Genomic DNA, 16,345 nt, shown 5'->3' on the forward strand with positions numbered 1-16,345 from the left:
GAAGTGAGGAATAGCTAGTGTTGATTAAAAGCTCTACTTACATTGGAGATCTGAATGAGGTGAGTCTCTTTAGTTTTCCATGGGAGAGAATGAGGGGCAAGAGCGTGTTGATTACAGGCGCTTGCGGCTTGATATGTTCATGCATTGTGGACATCATAATGTATAGAAACGTGCATTTTGATGACAATATAACTGTATATGCTCTTTGCAGGAACGGAAAGGCTGCAAAACGGCGTTTTTTGTCATATTTTGAATCCGGGCAGTTTGTTTTTGTAAAGCAGGATGTCTGCGACAAAATCGGGTTAGAAAGTCATATCGATTATATAATACACGGAGCAAGCCATGCGCACCCGGCTGCTTTTGCAAATGACCCCGTGGGAACAATGATGACGAATTTCCATGGAATGTATAATTCCCTGCGGTTTGCAAGGGAGAATGCCAGCACGAGAGTATTGTTTGTATCCTCCAGCGAATCATACGGAGAAATCACCGGGCAGATGGGGGCGGTTTCCGAGGATTACAGCGGTTATGTCAATCCTATGGATGTGCGATCGTGCTATCCGAGCAGCAAGCGGGCGGCAGAGACGCTGTGCGTCAGTTTTGCCAGTCAGTATAATGTTGATGTCGTGGTAGCGCGCCCAAGCCATGTATACGGTCCTAGTATGAGAAGCAGTGATAGCAGAGCAATATCAGCATTTATAAGGAACGTATTGTCAGAAAATGACGTAATAATGAAAAGTCAGGGAACACAAGTCAGGGGTTACTGCTATGTTGTGGATGCGGCGTCGGCCATACTGTCAGTAATGCTCATGGGCGAAAGCTGTAATGCTTATAATGTGTCTGACAAGGATTCAATATTATCCGTAAAAGAAATGGCAGATATTGTAGCAAAATGCGGGAATAGGAACCTGGTTATATCGGAGGCAAGCGTGCTTGAAAAAGCTGGCTTCACACCGGTGAGTTGGCAGGTTCTTGATAGCTCCAAGCTTGAAAATCTGGGTTGGAAGGCTAAGACGCATATAAAAGAAGGAATTTCGAAGACTCTAAAGATTATGAAGGAAGCATCATTATATAAATAAACTTGAAAGAAGATGCACATTATGGAAAAAGGAAAAAGTCAAATTAGAATAGGTGTGGTGCTCTCGTATGCCGCCTTATTTCTGAGCGTGGCAATATCACTTGTATATACTCCTTTTATGCTCCGGAAGCTGGGACAGGCTGAGTACGGACTGTTTTCGCTTGTCAACTCGGTCGTGGCAAACCTGGCAATACTAGATTTTGGATTTGAAAACGCCATTATAAGGTATACGGCAAAATATCGTGCAGAAAATGAATTTGAAAAAGAGAAGTCTCTGCACTTCATGTTTTTTGTAATGTATTCTATTATTGGACTCATAGCTTTTATTATTGGAATTATACTTATTTTAAACATAGACAATATTTTTTCGGCCTCGCTGACACCGGAGGAGCTAAGCAGAGCAAAGACGCTGATGCTCATTGCCGTAGTAAACATGTCTATTTCATTCCCGCTAGGTGTGTTTGCTGGAATAATACAGGCATATGAAAAGTTCGTATTCTTAAAAACAGCCAACATTGCGAGGATATGTCTCAACCCGATTATAATGGTTGCGATTCTTATGTTCGGATACAAATCTGTGGGAATTTTACTTGCTGTCGCGATTATTGGGACTCTGTTCAGTTTGTTAAATGTGGTATATTTCTACAAGGTGTTGGATAAGAGGATATCGGTTTCAAAATTTGACATGCCTTTGCTAAAGGGCATAGGGGCGTATTCCTTCTTTGTATTTCTAAACATAATAATAGACAGGCTGTACTGGGCTACAGATCAGCTGATTCTGGGAATGTACCTTGGAACAGCAGCGGTGGCCGTCTACACAATAGGATCGCAGTTCTTCAATTATTATGTACAAATATCCACGTCAATATCAGGGGTGTTTTTGCCTAGGGTTGTGGAGCTGGACGTAAAGGATGCCGACGGAAGCTTGCTTTCGGACACATTCGTAAAGGTGGGCAGAATTCAGTTTTTGGTGCTTTCGTTTGTGCTGAGTGGTTTTGCTCTGTTTGGAAAGGAGTTTATAGCAATATGGGCTGGGGAGGGATATGAGAGCGCGTATTATGTAGCACTAATCACAATGATACCCTCAATAGTTCCGTTGAGCCAGAATGTAGGCATAAGCATACTGCAGGCAAAAAACATGCATGCTTTCAGGTCGATTGTCTATCTTTTCATAGCGGTGCTGAATGTGGTTCTCAGTGTGGCTCTGGTAAAGACCTATGGCGTTGTTGGCTGTGCAGCGGCAACCGGTCTGGGGTGTGTATTGGGTCAGATAATAACCATGAACATATATTACAAAAAAAAGATCGGCCTGGATATTCCGCGATATTGGGCCGAAATAGGAAGGCTTTCAATACCGGCAGCTGTGAGCTTTGCTGTATGCTCGCTGCACAATGAACTCCCTTTGGCTCCGGGCTTGGGAGGATTGTTCATAAAAGGCATTATTTTCTCTTGCATATTCATGTTGACCGTATGGGTCAAGGGTATGAACGACTTTGAAAAGGGGCTGCTGATTATGCCGCTAAAGAGAGTGCTGTTGAGGGGGGAGAGATGATGATGGAAAAAACACTCAGAAAATGGCTAAAGCCGCTTGCAAAAGTGGTACCTCTTCAGAATGTCATTGTTTTTGAGAGCCATAGCGATTTTTGCGACAATTCGAGAGCCCTGTTTGAATACATGATGAGCGAGGGGTTGGACAAAAGATATAAAATGGTCTGGCTTGTTGAGAATCCGTCAGATTTTAGGGGGAAATTCGGCAATGGGGTTAAGTTTATAAAGGTGGATTCCGAGGACGAGAAGACAATGCTCAACTGGGCGGAAAAGCTTGTGTACTACTATTACGCAGCCACTGCAAGATTTGCTTTCTATTCTCACAGAAGGCCGCCCTTTAAGCTGAATAAGGGAGAAGTGTTTGTTAATCTGTGGCACGGAACGGGACCCAAAAATGCCAACTGCGATCTGGGCATGAATTTCGACTATGTAATATACAGCAGCGACACTTTCAAGAAGGCGTATGTAGAGTCCGACAAGTGCAAGGAGGAGCAGCTGCTAGCCATGGGGAGCCCAAGAAACGACCTGCTCTTTATAAAAAGCGATGCATTGTCCAAGCTCTCAGGCGGAAAATACAGAAAGAGCGTAGTTTGGCTGCCCACATACAGGACACATATGACTGGAGAAGAACACTATAAGGCAGACAAGACTTCGCAGACAGGGATACCGATTATATCCTCGCAGAAAGAGCTTGAAGAGTTGAATGAAGTCTTGAAAGACAACGATATGCTGCTCGTTATAAAGTTCCATCCGGCGCAAAACCTTGAAAATATTAAAAGCCGTTCTCATTCAAACATGCTGTTTCTTACGAACAAGGACCTGAGTGATAAGGACGTGCAGCTGTATTCTCTGCTTGGGGAAGCTGATGCTTTGATAACTGATATTTCATCGGTTTACTTTGATTATCTGCTCACCAACAAGCCCATAGCTTTCACGGTAGACGACATATATGAATACAAGGCAGGGTATCTTGTCGATAATATTCTCGAATACATGCCGGGCAGGCACATGGTGTCTTTTGAGGACATAAAGAGTTTTCTGGCTGAAATGGCGATATCAAAAGACGATTACGCTTTGGAGAGAATGAGAATCAACAAGTTGGTCAATAAGGACACCGAGGGTGAGTTTTCCAAAAAGATTGTCGAGCATTTCAATATAGTATAGAGGTCGGGTAAGCGGCTCTACGAGGTGATTTTATGGATGCAGAGGTTAGTATTATAATTCCAGTTTTTAATGTTGAAAAATATATCGGCATATGTCTGAAGAGTGTCATAAATCAGACGCTCGGAAATCTGGAAATAATACTTGTGGATGACGGTTCAACGGACGGCAGCGGTAAAATATGTGATGAATACGCAGCCAGGGACAGTCGCATAAGGGTTATTCACCAGGAGAATAAAGGCGTTTCCGCAGCACGCAATGAGGGCTTGAGGCTTTCCAGCGGCAAATATGTGGGATTTGTTGACGGTGATGACTGGATTGACGATGATATGCTCTCATTTCTGCTTGAGATGGCTGACACGCACGATGCTGATATTGCCACCTGCGGCTACTATGTAAACAACAAAGCAGATCCCGGTTTGGACCTGGAATGCAAGCCTGAGATTATTTCACAGGAAAAATCCATACTCATGAGCCTGGAGCTTAAGGAATTTTGCTTCGACTCGGGTGTTTTCAATAAAATATTCAGGAGTAAAATTTTAAAGGAAAACGGAATAGAGTTTGAAGATGAAATAGCAATTGGAGAAGACATGCTTTATCTGTGCAAGTGCATTATGAGCAGCGGAAAAATAGTCTATTCTCCGATTCCAAAGTATCATGTTTTCACTAACAGCATGAGTGCCACAAGGAGGCCATTTAATTCGAAGAAGGCATCGCTTGTCAAGGCGCATGAAAAAATGGAGGAAATAGTAAGCCTGAAGTATCCGCAGCTGCTTCCAGCAATTCGCAAAAGATCTGTATTATCAAGCTACAGGCTGCTTTGCGAGGCCAACGTCAATAAATCCTTTAATGAAGCTGAGGCAATAAAAATATTGCAAAATGACATTAAAAAGAATATTACATACGCATTGAAATGCGCGGATGTGTCGCTGAAAAACAAGCTAGGTCTTGTTCTGATTGCAGCCAACCTTACGTTGTATAGGCATGCCAATTTTCTGTATGAAGCTGCTTTGCGTTTGTTTAACTACAAGTTGTGAGAAAAGAAGCGTTCAGTGTGATTTAAGAGGTGATTTTATGGAACCATTGATAAGCATTGTCATTCCCATATATTGCAATGAAGGATATCTTCGAAGGTGTCTGGATAGCGTCATCAATCAGACATACAAAAATCTGGAAATCATACTGGTGGATGACGGGTCGACTGACGGGAGTGGAGCAATATGCGATGAGTACGCGGCAAGAGATGGCCGCATAACTGTCATACATCAAAGCAACAAGGGGGTTTCGGCAGCACGCAATTCCGGGCTTAGAATATGCCAGGGCAAATATATTGGATTTGTAGACGGCGACGACTGGATCGAGAAGGATATGTTTTCATTCCTGGAGGGCTTGGCTGAGCTCAACAACGCTGAAATCGCAGCCTGCGGCTACTATTTGAATGACGAAGCCGACCCTGCTTTAGCCCGCGAATGCGAGCCTGAGCTTATTTCACAGGAAGCTGCTATAGTGATGAGTCTGGAGTTGACTGAATTCTGTCTTGACGCCTCTGTATACAACAAAATTTATAAGCGGGATATCTACAGGGTTAAAGGTATTGAATTTGACGAAGATATCACAATTGGAGAAGACATGTTGTGGCTGTGCCAATTCATAATTCACAGCGAAAAAATCGTATATTCGCAAACCCCAAAGTACCATGTTGTTGCGAATGCAGATAGTGCTACAAGGAAGCCGTTTAATTCAAGGAAGGTGTCGCTCGTCAGGGCGCATGATAAGGTTGAAGCGGTAGTTGGGGAAATTTACCCGCAAATTATTCCGATAATCCGCAAAAGGTCAGCATTATCAAGCTATAGATTGCTGCGAGAAGTGGGCAAGAGCATTTCGGCAAACAATTTTGCAGCTGTAAAGATTTTGCAAAGAGACCTGAAGGAAAAATTCTGTTATGCGTTAAAAGGCAATGAACTCTCTGTAAAGGGAAAAGTGGCGGCTGCGCTGATTATGTTGAACATTGGCGCATACAAGCTTTTTAGGTGGTTATATGAAGTCGTGATAAATATTTTCCATGGTGGAGTGTAAAAATTCATTTATTAAGGAGCCAATCTCTGTGTTGGTTCCTTTTTTAAAAAGCGAGGTGGGATTGGTGACTTTGGAAGTCTTGGTATCGACCATGCATCAGTCTGATTTGGAAATTGTAAACAGGATGAACATCAGAACTGATGCCATAATAATAAACCAGTGCGACAGGAATGATTATTTTCAATATGAAGACGAAGCAAAAAAAATCAGAATGTACTCTTTCGACGAAAAAGGGGTTGGCCTTAGCAGAAATAGCGCTTTGATGAGAGCTACTGCAGATATATGCCTTATGGCCGACGATGACGTGGTATATGACGATGGCTATGAGAATGTGGTACTCGATGCATTTAAAAACAACCCGAGAGCCGATATGATGATGTTCAATGTTCCCACTCTAAACAAGGACAGAAAAGATGACTTGAATATACAATCGCATGCGCGTGTCAATTTTACCAATTTCATGAGATACGGAACATACTGCATTGCATTCAGAAGGGAAAGCGTCATTAGAGCAAACATATACTTTTCGCTGCTGTTTGGGGGGGGAGCTAAATATGCTTGCGGAGAGGACACCATATTCATAGCAGACTGCCTGAAAAAAGGTCTGAAGATATATTCCAATCCAGCCAGGATAGGTACTGTCAAGCAAGAGGAATCTACATGGTTCAAGGGATACAATGAAAAATATTTTTTCGACAGGGGTGTACTGCACAAGAACCTGTTCAAGAGGCTGTCGGCTTTAATAAATGTCCAGTTTGCAATCAGAAAGTACAACCTATACAAGAGCGACATGGACTTTTGGGGAGCGATAAGACATATGAACCGTGGAAGCAGGGAGTGGGAAATATAAGCGGAGGTTTTTATACAAAGAAGTTTATACCTTTTAATACGGCGGTATAATAATATTATAATAACATTAAGAAATCATTAAGAAAACATAAAAAGTTTACAAGTGGAAGGAAGTGCTCAAAATTGGATAATATAGCAGTTTATGCGGATCCAAAGTCTCCGGTGGCCGAGGCGTACAGAAGCATACGAACAAGCATACAGTTTGCAAACATAGACCAGACCATAAAAACGATAGTTATCACAAGCGCAAAATCAGGCGAAGGAAAGACAACGGTAGCTGCCAATATAGCCGCATCGCTGTCTTTGCTGGGGAGTAAGGTGGCTGCAATAGACTGCGATTTCAGAAAGCCGTCTGTCCACAAGATGTTTGGCATATCAAACAAGAAGGGGATAACAGATTTGCTGCTTTCACATGCCGAAAATGAATACGAAGGCTATATAAGAAAGATACCGGGCTCTGACATAGATATCATAACTGCAGGGCAGATACCGTCGAATCCTGCGGAGATTCTCAGCTCGAAGAGTATGAAGGGCCTTTTAGGAGTATTAAGAAGAGATTATGATTATGTGGTGATAGATACTCCGCCTGTTGGCATAGTGACTGACGCGTCGATAATATCGACTTATACTGATGGAACAATACTAGTGTGCAGCTCAGGATATGTCGAAGTAGATATGGCAAGAAAGGCAAAACGGACTCTAGAGAATGTTAACGCCAGAATACTCGGCATAGTCTTAAACAATTTCATTGGCGAACACAATAAAGATAATTACTACTACTACGAATAAGGGTGATTTTATGCATGAAAAAATCGAACTTCGTGATTATATCAATATATTTTATAAGAGAAGAAAAACCATATTGACAATGACTATAGCTGCTATTCTGATTAGCGCCGGCTTGAGTTTTTTTGTACTTGACCCTGTGTATGAATCGAGTACGCTTCTGATGGTCAAAAGACAAACTACCGGACAGGAAGTATACTACAGGTATGATGATATTATAATAAGCAAAATGCTTGTTAACACCTACGAAAAAATCATACAGTCGAAAACAGTTCTCTCCAAGGTTATAAGCAACCTCAATCTAAATATGGGGGTCGGGGAATTTAGAAAGCTTATTACAGTAAATTTGCTTGAAGAAACTGAAATGATGGAAATCGTGGTGGAAAATAAAGACCCTGAAAAGGCGGCCATGATTGCAAACAATATAGCCTTCGTTTTTGCCCAAGAGGTATCAAGGATAATGGAGATACAAAACATAACGGTAATAGACGTTGCGGATATACCAACTGAGCCGGCAAAGCCCAACAGGATATTGATAATAGTGGCTGCGACGCTGCTGGGGCTGATAGGTGGGCTGTTCACAGCATTTTTGAGAGAATATCTTGATGATACAATAAAAACTCCTAATGATGTTGAAAAATATCTTGGGATACAGTTGATGGGAGTTATTCCATTTGACGGTGAAAGCCAAAAGAAGCAGAAGTGGCACATAAGTGCTCGTGGTGTCCCGGAGGAAAATGAGACATAAAAAAAAGGGGGGAAGAGTTATGGATATGGATGATAGCAAAAAAATCTCAAATATGAATATGATAGATATGCAGAAAAAATTCGCCTGTCTGTTTTTGAAAAGAGCAATGGATATAGTGGGATCTATTTTTGCAATCATTTTCTTTTTCCCACTGCTTCTATTGATAATGGTGGCAGTAAAGCTTGATAACCCGCAAGCAAACATATTTTATGGTCACGAGAGGGTCGGACGTGACGGAGTCATGTTCAAATGCTGGAAGTTCAGGACAATGGTACCTAATGCCAAGGAACTGGTTGAGCAATTTACAGAAGAACAGAAAAAAGAATATGAGGAAAACTTCAAGCTTAAGGATGACCCCAGGATTACAAAACTCGGTTCGTTTCTCAGAACTACAAGCATGGATGAGTTGCCTCAGTTTTATAACATACTAAGGGGCGACATGAGTCTTGTGGGGCCAAGGCCTATAGTGCCGGCTGAGCTGGAGAGATATGGACGGTATAAGGCTGTATATTTGTGCGTGAGGCCGGGCCTTACAGGTATGTGGCAGGTAAAGGGCAGGAGTGACACTACATACGAGCAAAGAATCAGCATGGATGTTGAGTATGTGAGAAACATGAGCATATATTTGGATTTAGTTCTGATAATTCAGACTGTGGTTAAGGTGATAAAGAAGGAAGGGGCGTATTGATGTGGACGAAGGCGGAACAATGATAAGTTTTGTAATACTAACATGGAATTCAGAAAAGTACATAGGAAACTGCATAGAATCTATTTTGGAAAATGTTATGTTGCAAAACGAAGTCATTGTTGTAGACAACGGTTCACAGGATAGTACAAGAGAAATTGTCAAAAATTATGAGAGTGTAGTCCTTGTGGAAATGGGCGGCAATATGGGGACAACTGTCTCGAGAAATGAAGGGATAAAGCGCTCAAGCAAGGAGAGCAAATATATTTGCATACTCGATTCTGATACCGTGGTCCAAAGTGGCACCTTTGAAAGACTTGTTGATGTTTTCGAAAAAAACGAAGACATTGGTCTGGCAGCCCCCTTCATGTTTTATGCTGACGGAAGGAGACAGAATTCATTTAAAAAGTTTCCTACGCTATTTCAAAAGCTAAGCAAACTTTCACCTGTCGCTACTATGTACAGATGGGGTGAAAAAGACGAATCATATGATGATTGGGAATCCGACAAGAATGACGAGTTTTTCGATGTGGATTATGCAATTTCAGCCTGCTGGCTTATTAAGAAGCATGCATTAGAGCGTGTAGGTCTCTTTGACGAGAAAATATTTTATTCTCCGGAGGATGTAGACCTTTGTCTGAGAATATGGAAGAACAACTACAGGGTTGTTGCAGTTCCCAAAACCAGGATAATACATCACTATCAGAGAATAAGCAGGAAAAATCCGCTTAGCAGGATGGCCGTAGAACACCTAAGGGGCCTTCTATACTATTTTAACAAGCACGGGTACTATATAAGCAGAAGGAAACTCTACAGGAATATCGGGAGGTGAGTTACAGAGTATGAACATACTTTTCATAACTATATATTTTCCGCCTATGAATAATTCTGCCAGTATAAGGAGTCTTTATTATGTAAACTATCTGAGAAAACTCGGGCACAATGTGGGAGTCGTAACCTGCAGATATAACGAGGATCACATATATCATGATAGTGCACTGAATGAGAGAATAGACGGGGATGTGCGGATTTATAGAGAATCGGCAGGATACGTGTATTCAAAGACATACGCCAAAAAGGGTGAATCTGGTGATGGAGGTCGGGGGGGAGCATCAGGTACGGCAAGGATTAAAGGCGTTTTGAAAAAGTACATGGCAGTCCCCGATTCTTTTGTTTTTTGGCAAAAAAATGCCATCAAAAAAGCAGAGGAATTAATCGGAGCGGGGGAATATGACATGGTATTTTCAATGCATGAGCTTCCGTCCAGTCATATGGTGGCATACAGCATCAAAAAAAGAATGCCTGGAATACGCTGGGTAGCCTACTGGAGTGATCCATGGACCGTCCAAAGCAGTGAAAGAAACGACCAACCGCTTTTGAGAAAGCTTTACGAAAGGGGCGTCGAAAAAAACGTTGTGATGGAAGCTGACATATGTCTGTTTACTTCGGAGCAGACGAGGAATATGTATGTGGACACATTCGGGCTTGAGCCCGATAAGACGGGAATTGTGTACAGGGGATATGACGGCGCATACTACGATAAAATCAGGGGACTAGGAGCACCGGAGGGTATATTGCCAGACAGGATTAACATAGTGCACACCGGAGCCATATACACACAGCTAAGGGATGTGGATCCGTTCATAGACGCAATAAGAACAATAAAATCAAGCAGCCCTGAGCTTTATGAGCGGCTCAATATAGTTTTGCTTGGGGAAATCGACAACATCAAAAACATACAGAGCTTTGAAGATTTGGATATCATAAGCATAAGAAAGAGAGCGCCGTTTGAAGAAGCATTAAGGTACATGATTTTTTCTAATGTCAACATATTATGGGGAAACAAGGCTTCAAGCCAAATACCAGGCAAGGTCTATGAGTACATGGGTACAGATAGCTGCATACTTACAATACTCGGAGACGAGCTCGATCCGCTGCTGGATATTATGAGCGAGGCCAATCGGGGACCTGTAGTCAGAAATGACAGCAAGGAGATATACAGAGCTGTAATGGATATCGCAAGCCGCATGGACACGGGAACAATGCCGGGCGGCTGGAGCAACAGAAACGAAAAATACAGATGGGAAAATGTGGTGGCTGATTTGGCAGAAAAGATTGCAGTGAAAGCCTGAAGAGGGGAATTTAAATGCGAGAAACATACGGATTAAGAGAATATCTAAATATAATATGGAAACAGAAAATAACAGTCACAGCTGTCACGTTGATAATCATGTCAATAGGCGCTGCATTTAGCTTCTTCCTGATTGAGCCTGTTTACGAATCGGGCACGACCCTGGTGATAAACAGAATAGAGAATGAGACTGAAAGATATCTGGATTTTGACGATGTGGTATTGAATCAGAAACTCGTCAACACCTATGGTAAGTTGGCCAAATCGGACGCAGTGATGAAGAAATCCATGCAGAAGCTCAATATAAGCATGGATATAGAGGAATTCAGAAAAAATGTTTCTGTAACCATATACCCGGACACCGAGATAATTGAAATATCGGTTCTAAACACAAATGCAAGAGATGCGGCAAGGATAGCCAATGACTTGGCAAGCTCATTTATTGATGAAATTAAAAGATTAATGGAGCTTGAGAATGTCAGGATTATTGATGCGGCTCAGGTACCAAGCAGTCCAGCCAAGCCCGAAAAGATGGTCATAATGATTGTGACGGGCTTCATAGGAATGATGGTTGGGTTGTTTATAGCGTTCTATAGAGAATATCTCGACTATACAATAAAAACTCCCCAGGATATAGAACGTGAGCTTGGAATCAAGGTTATGGGTGTTGTTCCAAATTACAAACAGACAGGATATAGGGGACGTACGCTATGATTGCGATTATTAAAGTATTTTGGATATTTTGCTGCTTTAACCTGGCTTTGCTTTACATTTCAAGCAAGCACAACAAAACAATTGCACATTTGATGCTGGCAACATTGCTTGTAAACATAGCATATCCTTTGTATATAGACCTGAACAAGGAATATACAGTATATATCACATCTATGGCTATCGTACTTATTTTATACAATGTTATCATATCAACTTATAACAGGGACTCTTTTCCCTCGGACTTTTCGCTGGACATATCAAAGGAAATGAACATAGTAACTGTCAGCCTGGCCATGATATATGTAATTACAGCATTCCAATTGCTAGTTCTTAAAATATACAGGTATGAAACATACGCTTATATATTTTTCAGCTACGTGGTGGTTCAGCTTATAATTGTATTTTTCTACAACATCAGAAACAAGTTTGAAAGGGATACTTTAATTACGTTTATTAGTTTTTTATCTCTAGGCAATTCATTCCTCGGATTTTACGAGGCTTTCAACGGAGTGTATCGAGTAGGCGGACTTGTCGGATACTGCAACGGAGCAGGGAATCTGGGCGCCATACTGCATGCCGTATTGCTGTATAAATTCTGGAACAATAAAAGCCTTTATAATTTAGCTGTTCTGGTGCTCAACCTGGAATTTACTTATCTTACCTACACCAGAACTGGATATATTGCGATTTTTGTTGAAACAGTAATTTTTGTGCTATTCCTCATATTCAAAGACAGCGACAAGAAAGCAGTCGTTAAAAAGCTGTTTTTTGCAGGGATTTCAATCGCTGCCGTGGTTTCGCTTTATGCTGTGTATATTGACGACATTATCGGCATGTATAATGAGATGTTTAACTACAGGGGTTCGACGCAGTCCATGAGATTCGTCCAATTTCAAAGAGTGTTCAAGGTTTTCTTTGAATCGCCCTTCATAGGGATAGGAGCCGGACAGTATGCTCATTACTATCTGATGACACATTTCATATCGGATTTTGATATACACTCGCAGTGGCTCAGCATAATAACAGAACAAGGCTTGTTAGTCTTTATAAGCTATGCGTTTTTTTACACTGCAGTATTCTTGATGCTGTTCAAACGATGCAGGGGAGAAGATTTGTGGTTTGCAATAGCCATATTCGCTGGAAACAGCATAGCCATAAATTTCAATGTGAACCAGTATTACGGGATAAACATATATTTATTCTATTTGATAGTGTGTGGATTTATTTTTTCAAGCAAAGTAAAGGAAAAGAAAAGCGATTAGTTGACAGTGACAGTGCTGTAGGGGAGATGACGCCATGCTCAATATATGTATAACGGCTGATCATGAACTTTTTTTCGGCCAAAATTATGGAACGGAGGAAGAGGTTCTCCTTGAGCCTACTTACAGGCTGATGGACATGCTGGCGGAAAATGGGGCCAGCCTAGTGCTTATGAGCGACGTACTTTCAATATTCAGGTATAGGGAGCTTGGGATGCACGAGTTTCCAGATGGTATGGAGGAGCAGCTGCTGTATGCCATCAAAAATGGCCATGACGTGCAGCTCCATATCCACTCTCATTGGCTCACCTCGACATATAGACAGGGAACGTGGAATTTCGACTACACAAAATACAGGATTCATGATTTGGGGTTTGAAGAAAGAGATGATGGGATACCTAGCGCGGTGGAGATAATACGGAAGGGCAAGAACTACCTTGAAGAATTGCTAAGACCGGCAGACAGCAGCTATGCATGCAGAGCATTCAGGGCCGGTGGATGGAATTTGCTCCCGGAGAGGGAGCTTTTAAAATCCCTAGCAAGTGAAGGCATATGGATTGACTCTAGCATATTCAGAGGTGGACGCCTGAAGACAGGGATACATGGCTTTGACTATACGAAAGTTCCCAAAAGCATAAACTGGTGGATTGATCCTGACCTGGGCATAGAGCATGAAGCACAAAAGGGCGACGGAAGAATACTTGAGATGGTCATAGGCTCATACTACGGGAGACCTGGATTGCTGGCGAAAAAAATAGAAAACAGCGTCAGGGGCAGGCTTAGAAAAAGAAGACTGGGAGAGACCCCGCAGAGAGGAACGGCCTTTTCGGATTCTAAAGGAGCCTTTGAAACTTTCGTAAAAAGGCTTGAGAACTACATTTTCCAGCCCATAATGCTAACATATGACGGCTTGTGCAAGGAAATTATGGTGGACATTGTAAAGCAGTATTTGAAAAGCTTTGACTGCGAAAACAATGACTATTACCTGTCGGTCATAGGGCATCCCAAAAGCATGAGCAATATTGGAATGCTAGAGCTTGAAGGCTTTTGCAGGCACATGAATAAAGAATATAAAGGAATGGTAAGATTCGTGAACACGTCAGACATTAAAATCTAGAAGGGGTGAGCTGTTTGAGGGCTGCATTGATAGGTAGTTGCGCGCCGCCTTTTGGCGGAATTGAAGTTCATATAAAAAGGCTCGCTGATGTGCTGGAGAAAAGCGGCATAAAGGTTACTATATACGATATAGAAAACGTCAGCGAATCGAGTGACAGGCGCTTGAAGAAGATAGCCAGGGCAAAGTTGTGGGTGCTCTGGTATTTTTTTACAATAAAAGAAGACATAATACATGTGCATACGCTCAGCTGGAAGCACAGGGCGGCGATGACTTTCATATCAAAAGTCAGGAGGAAAAAGATAATATTAACCTTCCACAGCTTCAGGTACGAAATTGAAAATATGGGCTTTTGGGAGAAGAAACTCGCACGTTATGTTTTAAAAAATGCAGATCTGATAATAGCCGTTTCTGAGAAGGTGCAGGAAAAGCTCGAGCTGTGGGGATGCAGCAAAGACAAGATTCGCTGCATCAACGGCTTTCTGCCTCAAACTGCTGGCAAAGGGATTCTTCCGGAGTATGTAATGGAATTCATAGCCGCGCATGAAATGATAGCCTCAGCCAACGGCTCAAACATGAATTTTTACAGGGGAGAGGATCTGTATGGGCTTGACATGCTTGTGGAGCTGTGTGGACGAATTTCGCAAAAATACGATGTTGGTTTTATTTATTGCATCTCAAAAGGGTATATAAACAATCTAGATTACTACGAGCATATTAAGGATGTCATTCGGGAAAAGGGCATAGAGGACAGATTCCTCTTTGTGCATGAAAACCTTGAGTTTGAAGCTGTATTGAAAAAATCGAATTTTTTTATAAGACCGACGAATACGGATGGATATGCTCTCTCGGTTGCTGAGGCTTTATACAGCGGGGTGCCCAGCATAGCAAGCGATGTCTCAAGGCGGCCCATTGGAAGCATATTGTTCAAGACACGCGATAGTGAGGACCTGTATCAAAAGACGGTTGAATTGATAGACAATATTGAGGAGCATGAAAAGCGTCTTAATAATTTACCGAAAGAGGAAAATACGGAACTGATTCTTAAAGTTTATAAGGACATCCTGGGTAAGGAGGGGTAGAATGAAATGCAAAATAATAACTTCAATAGAAGAATTCTACAAGCTCGAGCAGCAATGGGAAAGGCTTCAGGTGATAGATGCAGATGCGACAATATACAGCACCTTTAGATTTGCAAAGGCATGGTGCGAAGCTCACCGAGATGACAAGGACAGGGGACTTTTCATAATATGCATAATTGAGGGAGATGTCGTGCTGGGCATAGCTCCATTCGCAATTGAGCATCACAGCAAGTGGGGATTAAAATATAGGGAGCTTGTATTTTTGGGTATGGGGGATTTTTTTACGGTTTTGGTTGACCATACAAAGGAGAATCCAATGTCCATATTCAGGAAAATATTTGATTGTGTAGAAGAAAATAACGATAACTGGGATAAGGTGAACCTACAGAATATAATAAACGATTCAAAACTGGGCCTCTTCTTCCTGAAAAGCAGGAAATATAATGGTTTGCTTGGCTATTCACGCTATAATCTTGAATGCCCGAATATCAATTTTGATAGATTTGAGAGCTTTGAGCATTATAAGGATTATTTCATATCAAAGAGCATGAACAGGAATATGAGAAAGCTCAAAGAAACGGAGGACTATGAAATAGAGGTTTGCAAGGACACGGATGTGTACGAATTGATGGCAACCCTTCATATAGGAGAGCAGGAGTATCTGAGAAATGAAAAGAATAGATTGGATAGGCAGTCACTTTTTGCCGATGAGAGAAAATGTGCGTTTATAAGGAACATCTACAAGGGAAATAACAATCTGATGACGTTTTTTTTAAAGAGCAACAACCATAACAAATACATAGCGTATGAGGCGTGTTATATATACAAGGATGTTTTGCATTCCTGGAATTCGGCATACGACCCTGAATTTGAGAAATTCAGCGTTGGAAGCGTCCTTTCCCTGGAGATAATTAGACACTGCTTCGAGAACAAAATTGCAGCCAAGCTTGACATGGGCTGTGGAAGGTATCCTTGGAAATTCGATTTCACCGACAAGTTTACGTCGCTATATCAGCTCGAGTTTTGGAATGAGGACAGGGATAAAGGCAGATACCTGAGGAGACTAAGCGACATGAGGCAGGGTGTAAGCTATATTCTGGGCAAAAACTCTTGA

General features: G+C 41.8%; 16 protein-coding genes. All 16 read left to right on the forward strand.

The genetic code is table 11. The features are described 5' to 3' along the window. Positions 1-17: 17 nt before the first annotated feature. The 16 genes from GT589_RS05120 to GT589_RS05195 all read left to right on the forward strand — a co-directional run bounded on the left by GT589_RS05120 (position 18) and on the right by GT589_RS05195 (position 16,345). The gene (locus GT589_RS05120) at positions 18-1,079 is read left to right on the forward strand and encodes an NAD-dependent epimerase/dehydratase family protein (protein ID WP_293396988.1); all 1,062 of its coding nucleotides are present in this window, start codon (positions 18-20) and stop codon (positions 1,077-1,079) included. Between the two features lie 21 nt (positions 1,080-1,100). Then, the gene (locus GT589_RS05125; RefSeq protein WP_293396991.1) at positions 1,101-2,630 is read left to right on the forward strand and encodes a lipopolysaccharide biosynthesis protein; all 1,530 of its coding nucleotides are present in this window, start codon (positions 1,101-1,103) and stop codon (positions 2,628-2,630) included. Beyond that, entirely contained in the window at positions 2,627-3,790 is a 1,164-nt protein-coding gene (locus tag GT589_RS05130) for a CDP-glycerol glycerophosphotransferase family protein (protein WP_293396994.1), read from the forward strand. Before GT589_RS05125 ends, GT589_RS05130 begins: the two co-directional genes overlap by 4 nt. A gap of 32 nt (positions 3,791-3,822) precedes the next feature. Beyond that, on the forward strand, positions 3,823-4,824 hold the full coding sequence (locus tag GT589_RS05135; protein ID WP_293396997.1) for a glycosyltransferase: 1,002 nt from the start codon (positions 3,823-3,825) through the stop codon (positions 4,822-4,824). 37 nt (positions 4,825-4,861) lie between these two features. Further along, positions 4,862-5,863: a glycosyltransferase gene (locus GT589_RS05140; RefSeq protein ID WP_293397000.1), complete on the forward strand. Its 1,002-nt coding sequence runs from the start codon at positions 4,862-4,864 to the stop codon at positions 5,861-5,863. Positions 5,864-5,927: 64 nt separating this feature from the next. Further along, positions 5,928-6,713: a glycosyltransferase gene (locus GT589_RS05145; protein ID WP_293397003.1), complete on the forward strand. Its 786-nt coding sequence runs from the start codon at positions 5,928-5,930 to the stop codon at positions 6,711-6,713. A 122-nt stretch (positions 6,714-6,835) separates the two neighbouring features. Continuing rightward, complete coding sequence (locus tag GT589_RS05150) at positions 6,836-7,501, forward strand: CpsD/CapB family tyrosine-protein kinase (protein ID WP_293397006.1); 666 nt, start codon at positions 6,836-6,838, stop codon at positions 7,499-7,501. Positions 7,502-7,511: 10 nt separating this feature from the next. After that, positions 7,512-8,246, forward strand: a complete 735-nt coding sequence (locus tag GT589_RS05155; RefSeq protein WP_293397009.1) for a YveK family protein — start codon at positions 7,512-7,514, stop codon at positions 8,244-8,246. Between the two features lie 19 nt (positions 8,247-8,265). Beyond that, positions 8,266-8,934 (forward strand): sugar transferase, encoded by a 669-nt coding sequence (locus tag GT589_RS05160; protein WP_293397012.1) that lies wholly within the window; start codon positions 8,266-8,268, stop codon positions 8,932-8,934. Positions 8,935-8,953: 19 nt separating this feature from the next. Beyond that, the gene (locus GT589_RS05165; RefSeq protein WP_293397015.1) at positions 8,954-9,763 is read left to right on the forward strand and encodes a glycosyltransferase family 2 protein; all 810 of its coding nucleotides are present in this window, start codon (positions 8,954-8,956) and stop codon (positions 9,761-9,763) included. 10 nt (positions 9,764-9,773) lie between these two features. Continuing rightward, complete coding sequence (locus GT589_RS05170) at positions 9,774-11,063, forward strand: glycosyltransferase (protein ID WP_293397018.1); 1,290 nt, start codon at positions 9,774-9,776, stop codon at positions 11,061-11,063. 14 nt (positions 11,064-11,077) lie between these two features. Beyond that, the gene (locus tag GT589_RS05175; protein ID WP_293397021.1) at positions 11,078-11,776 is read left to right on the forward strand and encodes a YveK family protein; all 699 of its coding nucleotides are present in this window, start codon (positions 11,078-11,080) and stop codon (positions 11,774-11,776) included. Next, positions 11,773-13,038, forward strand: coding sequence for an O-antigen ligase family protein (locus GT589_RS05180; RefSeq protein ID WP_293397024.1), 1,266 nt, complete (start codon positions 11,773-11,775; stop codon positions 13,036-13,038). The genes GT589_RS05175 and GT589_RS05180 overlap by 4 nt, the downstream gene beginning before the upstream one ends. 34 nt (positions 13,039-13,072) lie before the next feature. Further along, the gene (locus tag GT589_RS05185) at positions 13,073-14,152 is read left to right on the forward strand and encodes a hypothetical protein (protein ID WP_293397027.1); all 1,080 of its coding nucleotides are present in this window, start codon (positions 13,073-13,075) and stop codon (positions 14,150-14,152) included. Positions 14,153-14,178: 26 nt separating this feature from the next. Next, the gene (locus GT589_RS05190; protein WP_293397030.1) at positions 14,179-15,231 is read left to right on the forward strand and encodes a glycosyltransferase family 4 protein; all 1,053 of its coding nucleotides are present in this window, start codon (positions 14,179-14,181) and stop codon (positions 15,229-15,231) included. A gap of 1 nt (position 15,232) precedes the next feature. Further along, entirely contained in the window at positions 15,233-16,345 is a 1,113-nt protein-coding gene (locus tag GT589_RS05195) for a GNAT family N-acetyltransferase (protein WP_293397033.1), read from the forward strand.

Origin of the sequence: Peptoclostridium sp. (assembly GCF_009881055.1) — a bacterium.
GTDB lineage: Bacteria > Bacillota > Clostridia > Peptostreptococcales > Peptostreptococcaceae > Peptoclostridium_A.

What these genes read in the sequence shown, in the direction of transcription:
- GT589_RS05125 (WP_293396991.1), top strand. Translation starts at nt 1,101, where the DNA reads ATGGAAAAAGGAAAAAGTCAAATTAGAATAGGTGTGGTGCTCTCGTAT.
- GT589_RS05130 (WP_293396994.1), top strand. Translation starts at nt 2,627, where the DNA reads ATGATGATGGAAAAAACACTCAGAAAATGGCTAAAGCCGCTTGCAAAA.
- GT589_RS05135 (WP_293396997.1), top strand. Translation starts at nt 3,823, where the DNA reads ATGGATGCAGAGGTTAGTATTATAATTCCAGTTTTTAATGTTGAAAAA.
- GT589_RS05140 (WP_293397000.1), top strand. Translation starts at nt 4,862, where the DNA reads ATGGAACCATTGATAAGCATTGTCATTCCCATATATTGCAATGAAGGA.
- GT589_RS05155 (WP_293397009.1), top strand. Translation starts at nt 7,512, where the DNA reads ATGCATGAAAAAATCGAACTTCGTGATTATATCAATATATTTTATAAG.
- GT589_RS05160 (WP_293397012.1), top strand. Translation starts at nt 8,266, where the DNA reads ATGGATATGGATGATAGCAAAAAAATCTCAAATATGAATATGATAGAT.
- GT589_RS05165 (WP_293397015.1), top strand. Translation starts at nt 8,954, where the DNA reads ATGATAAGTTTTGTAATACTAACATGGAATTCAGAAAAGTACATAGGA.
- GT589_RS05170 (WP_293397018.1), top strand. Translation starts at nt 9,774, where the DNA reads ATGAACATACTTTTCATAACTATATATTTTCCGCCTATGAATAATTCT.
- GT589_RS05175 (WP_293397021.1), top strand. Translation starts at nt 11,078, where the DNA reads ATGCGAGAAACATACGGATTAAGAGAATATCTAAATATAATATGGAAA.
- GT589_RS05180 (WP_293397024.1), top strand. Translation starts at nt 11,773, where the DNA reads ATGATTGCGATTATTAAAGTATTTTGGATATTTTGCTGCTTTAACCTG.
- GT589_RS05185 (WP_293397027.1), top strand. Translation starts at nt 13,073, where the DNA reads ATGCTCAATATATGTATAACGGCTGATCATGAACTTTTTTTCGGCCAA.
- GT589_RS05195 (WP_293397033.1), top strand. Translation starts at nt 15,233, where the DNA reads ATGAAATGCAAAATAATAACTTCAATAGAAGAATTCTACAAGCTCGAG.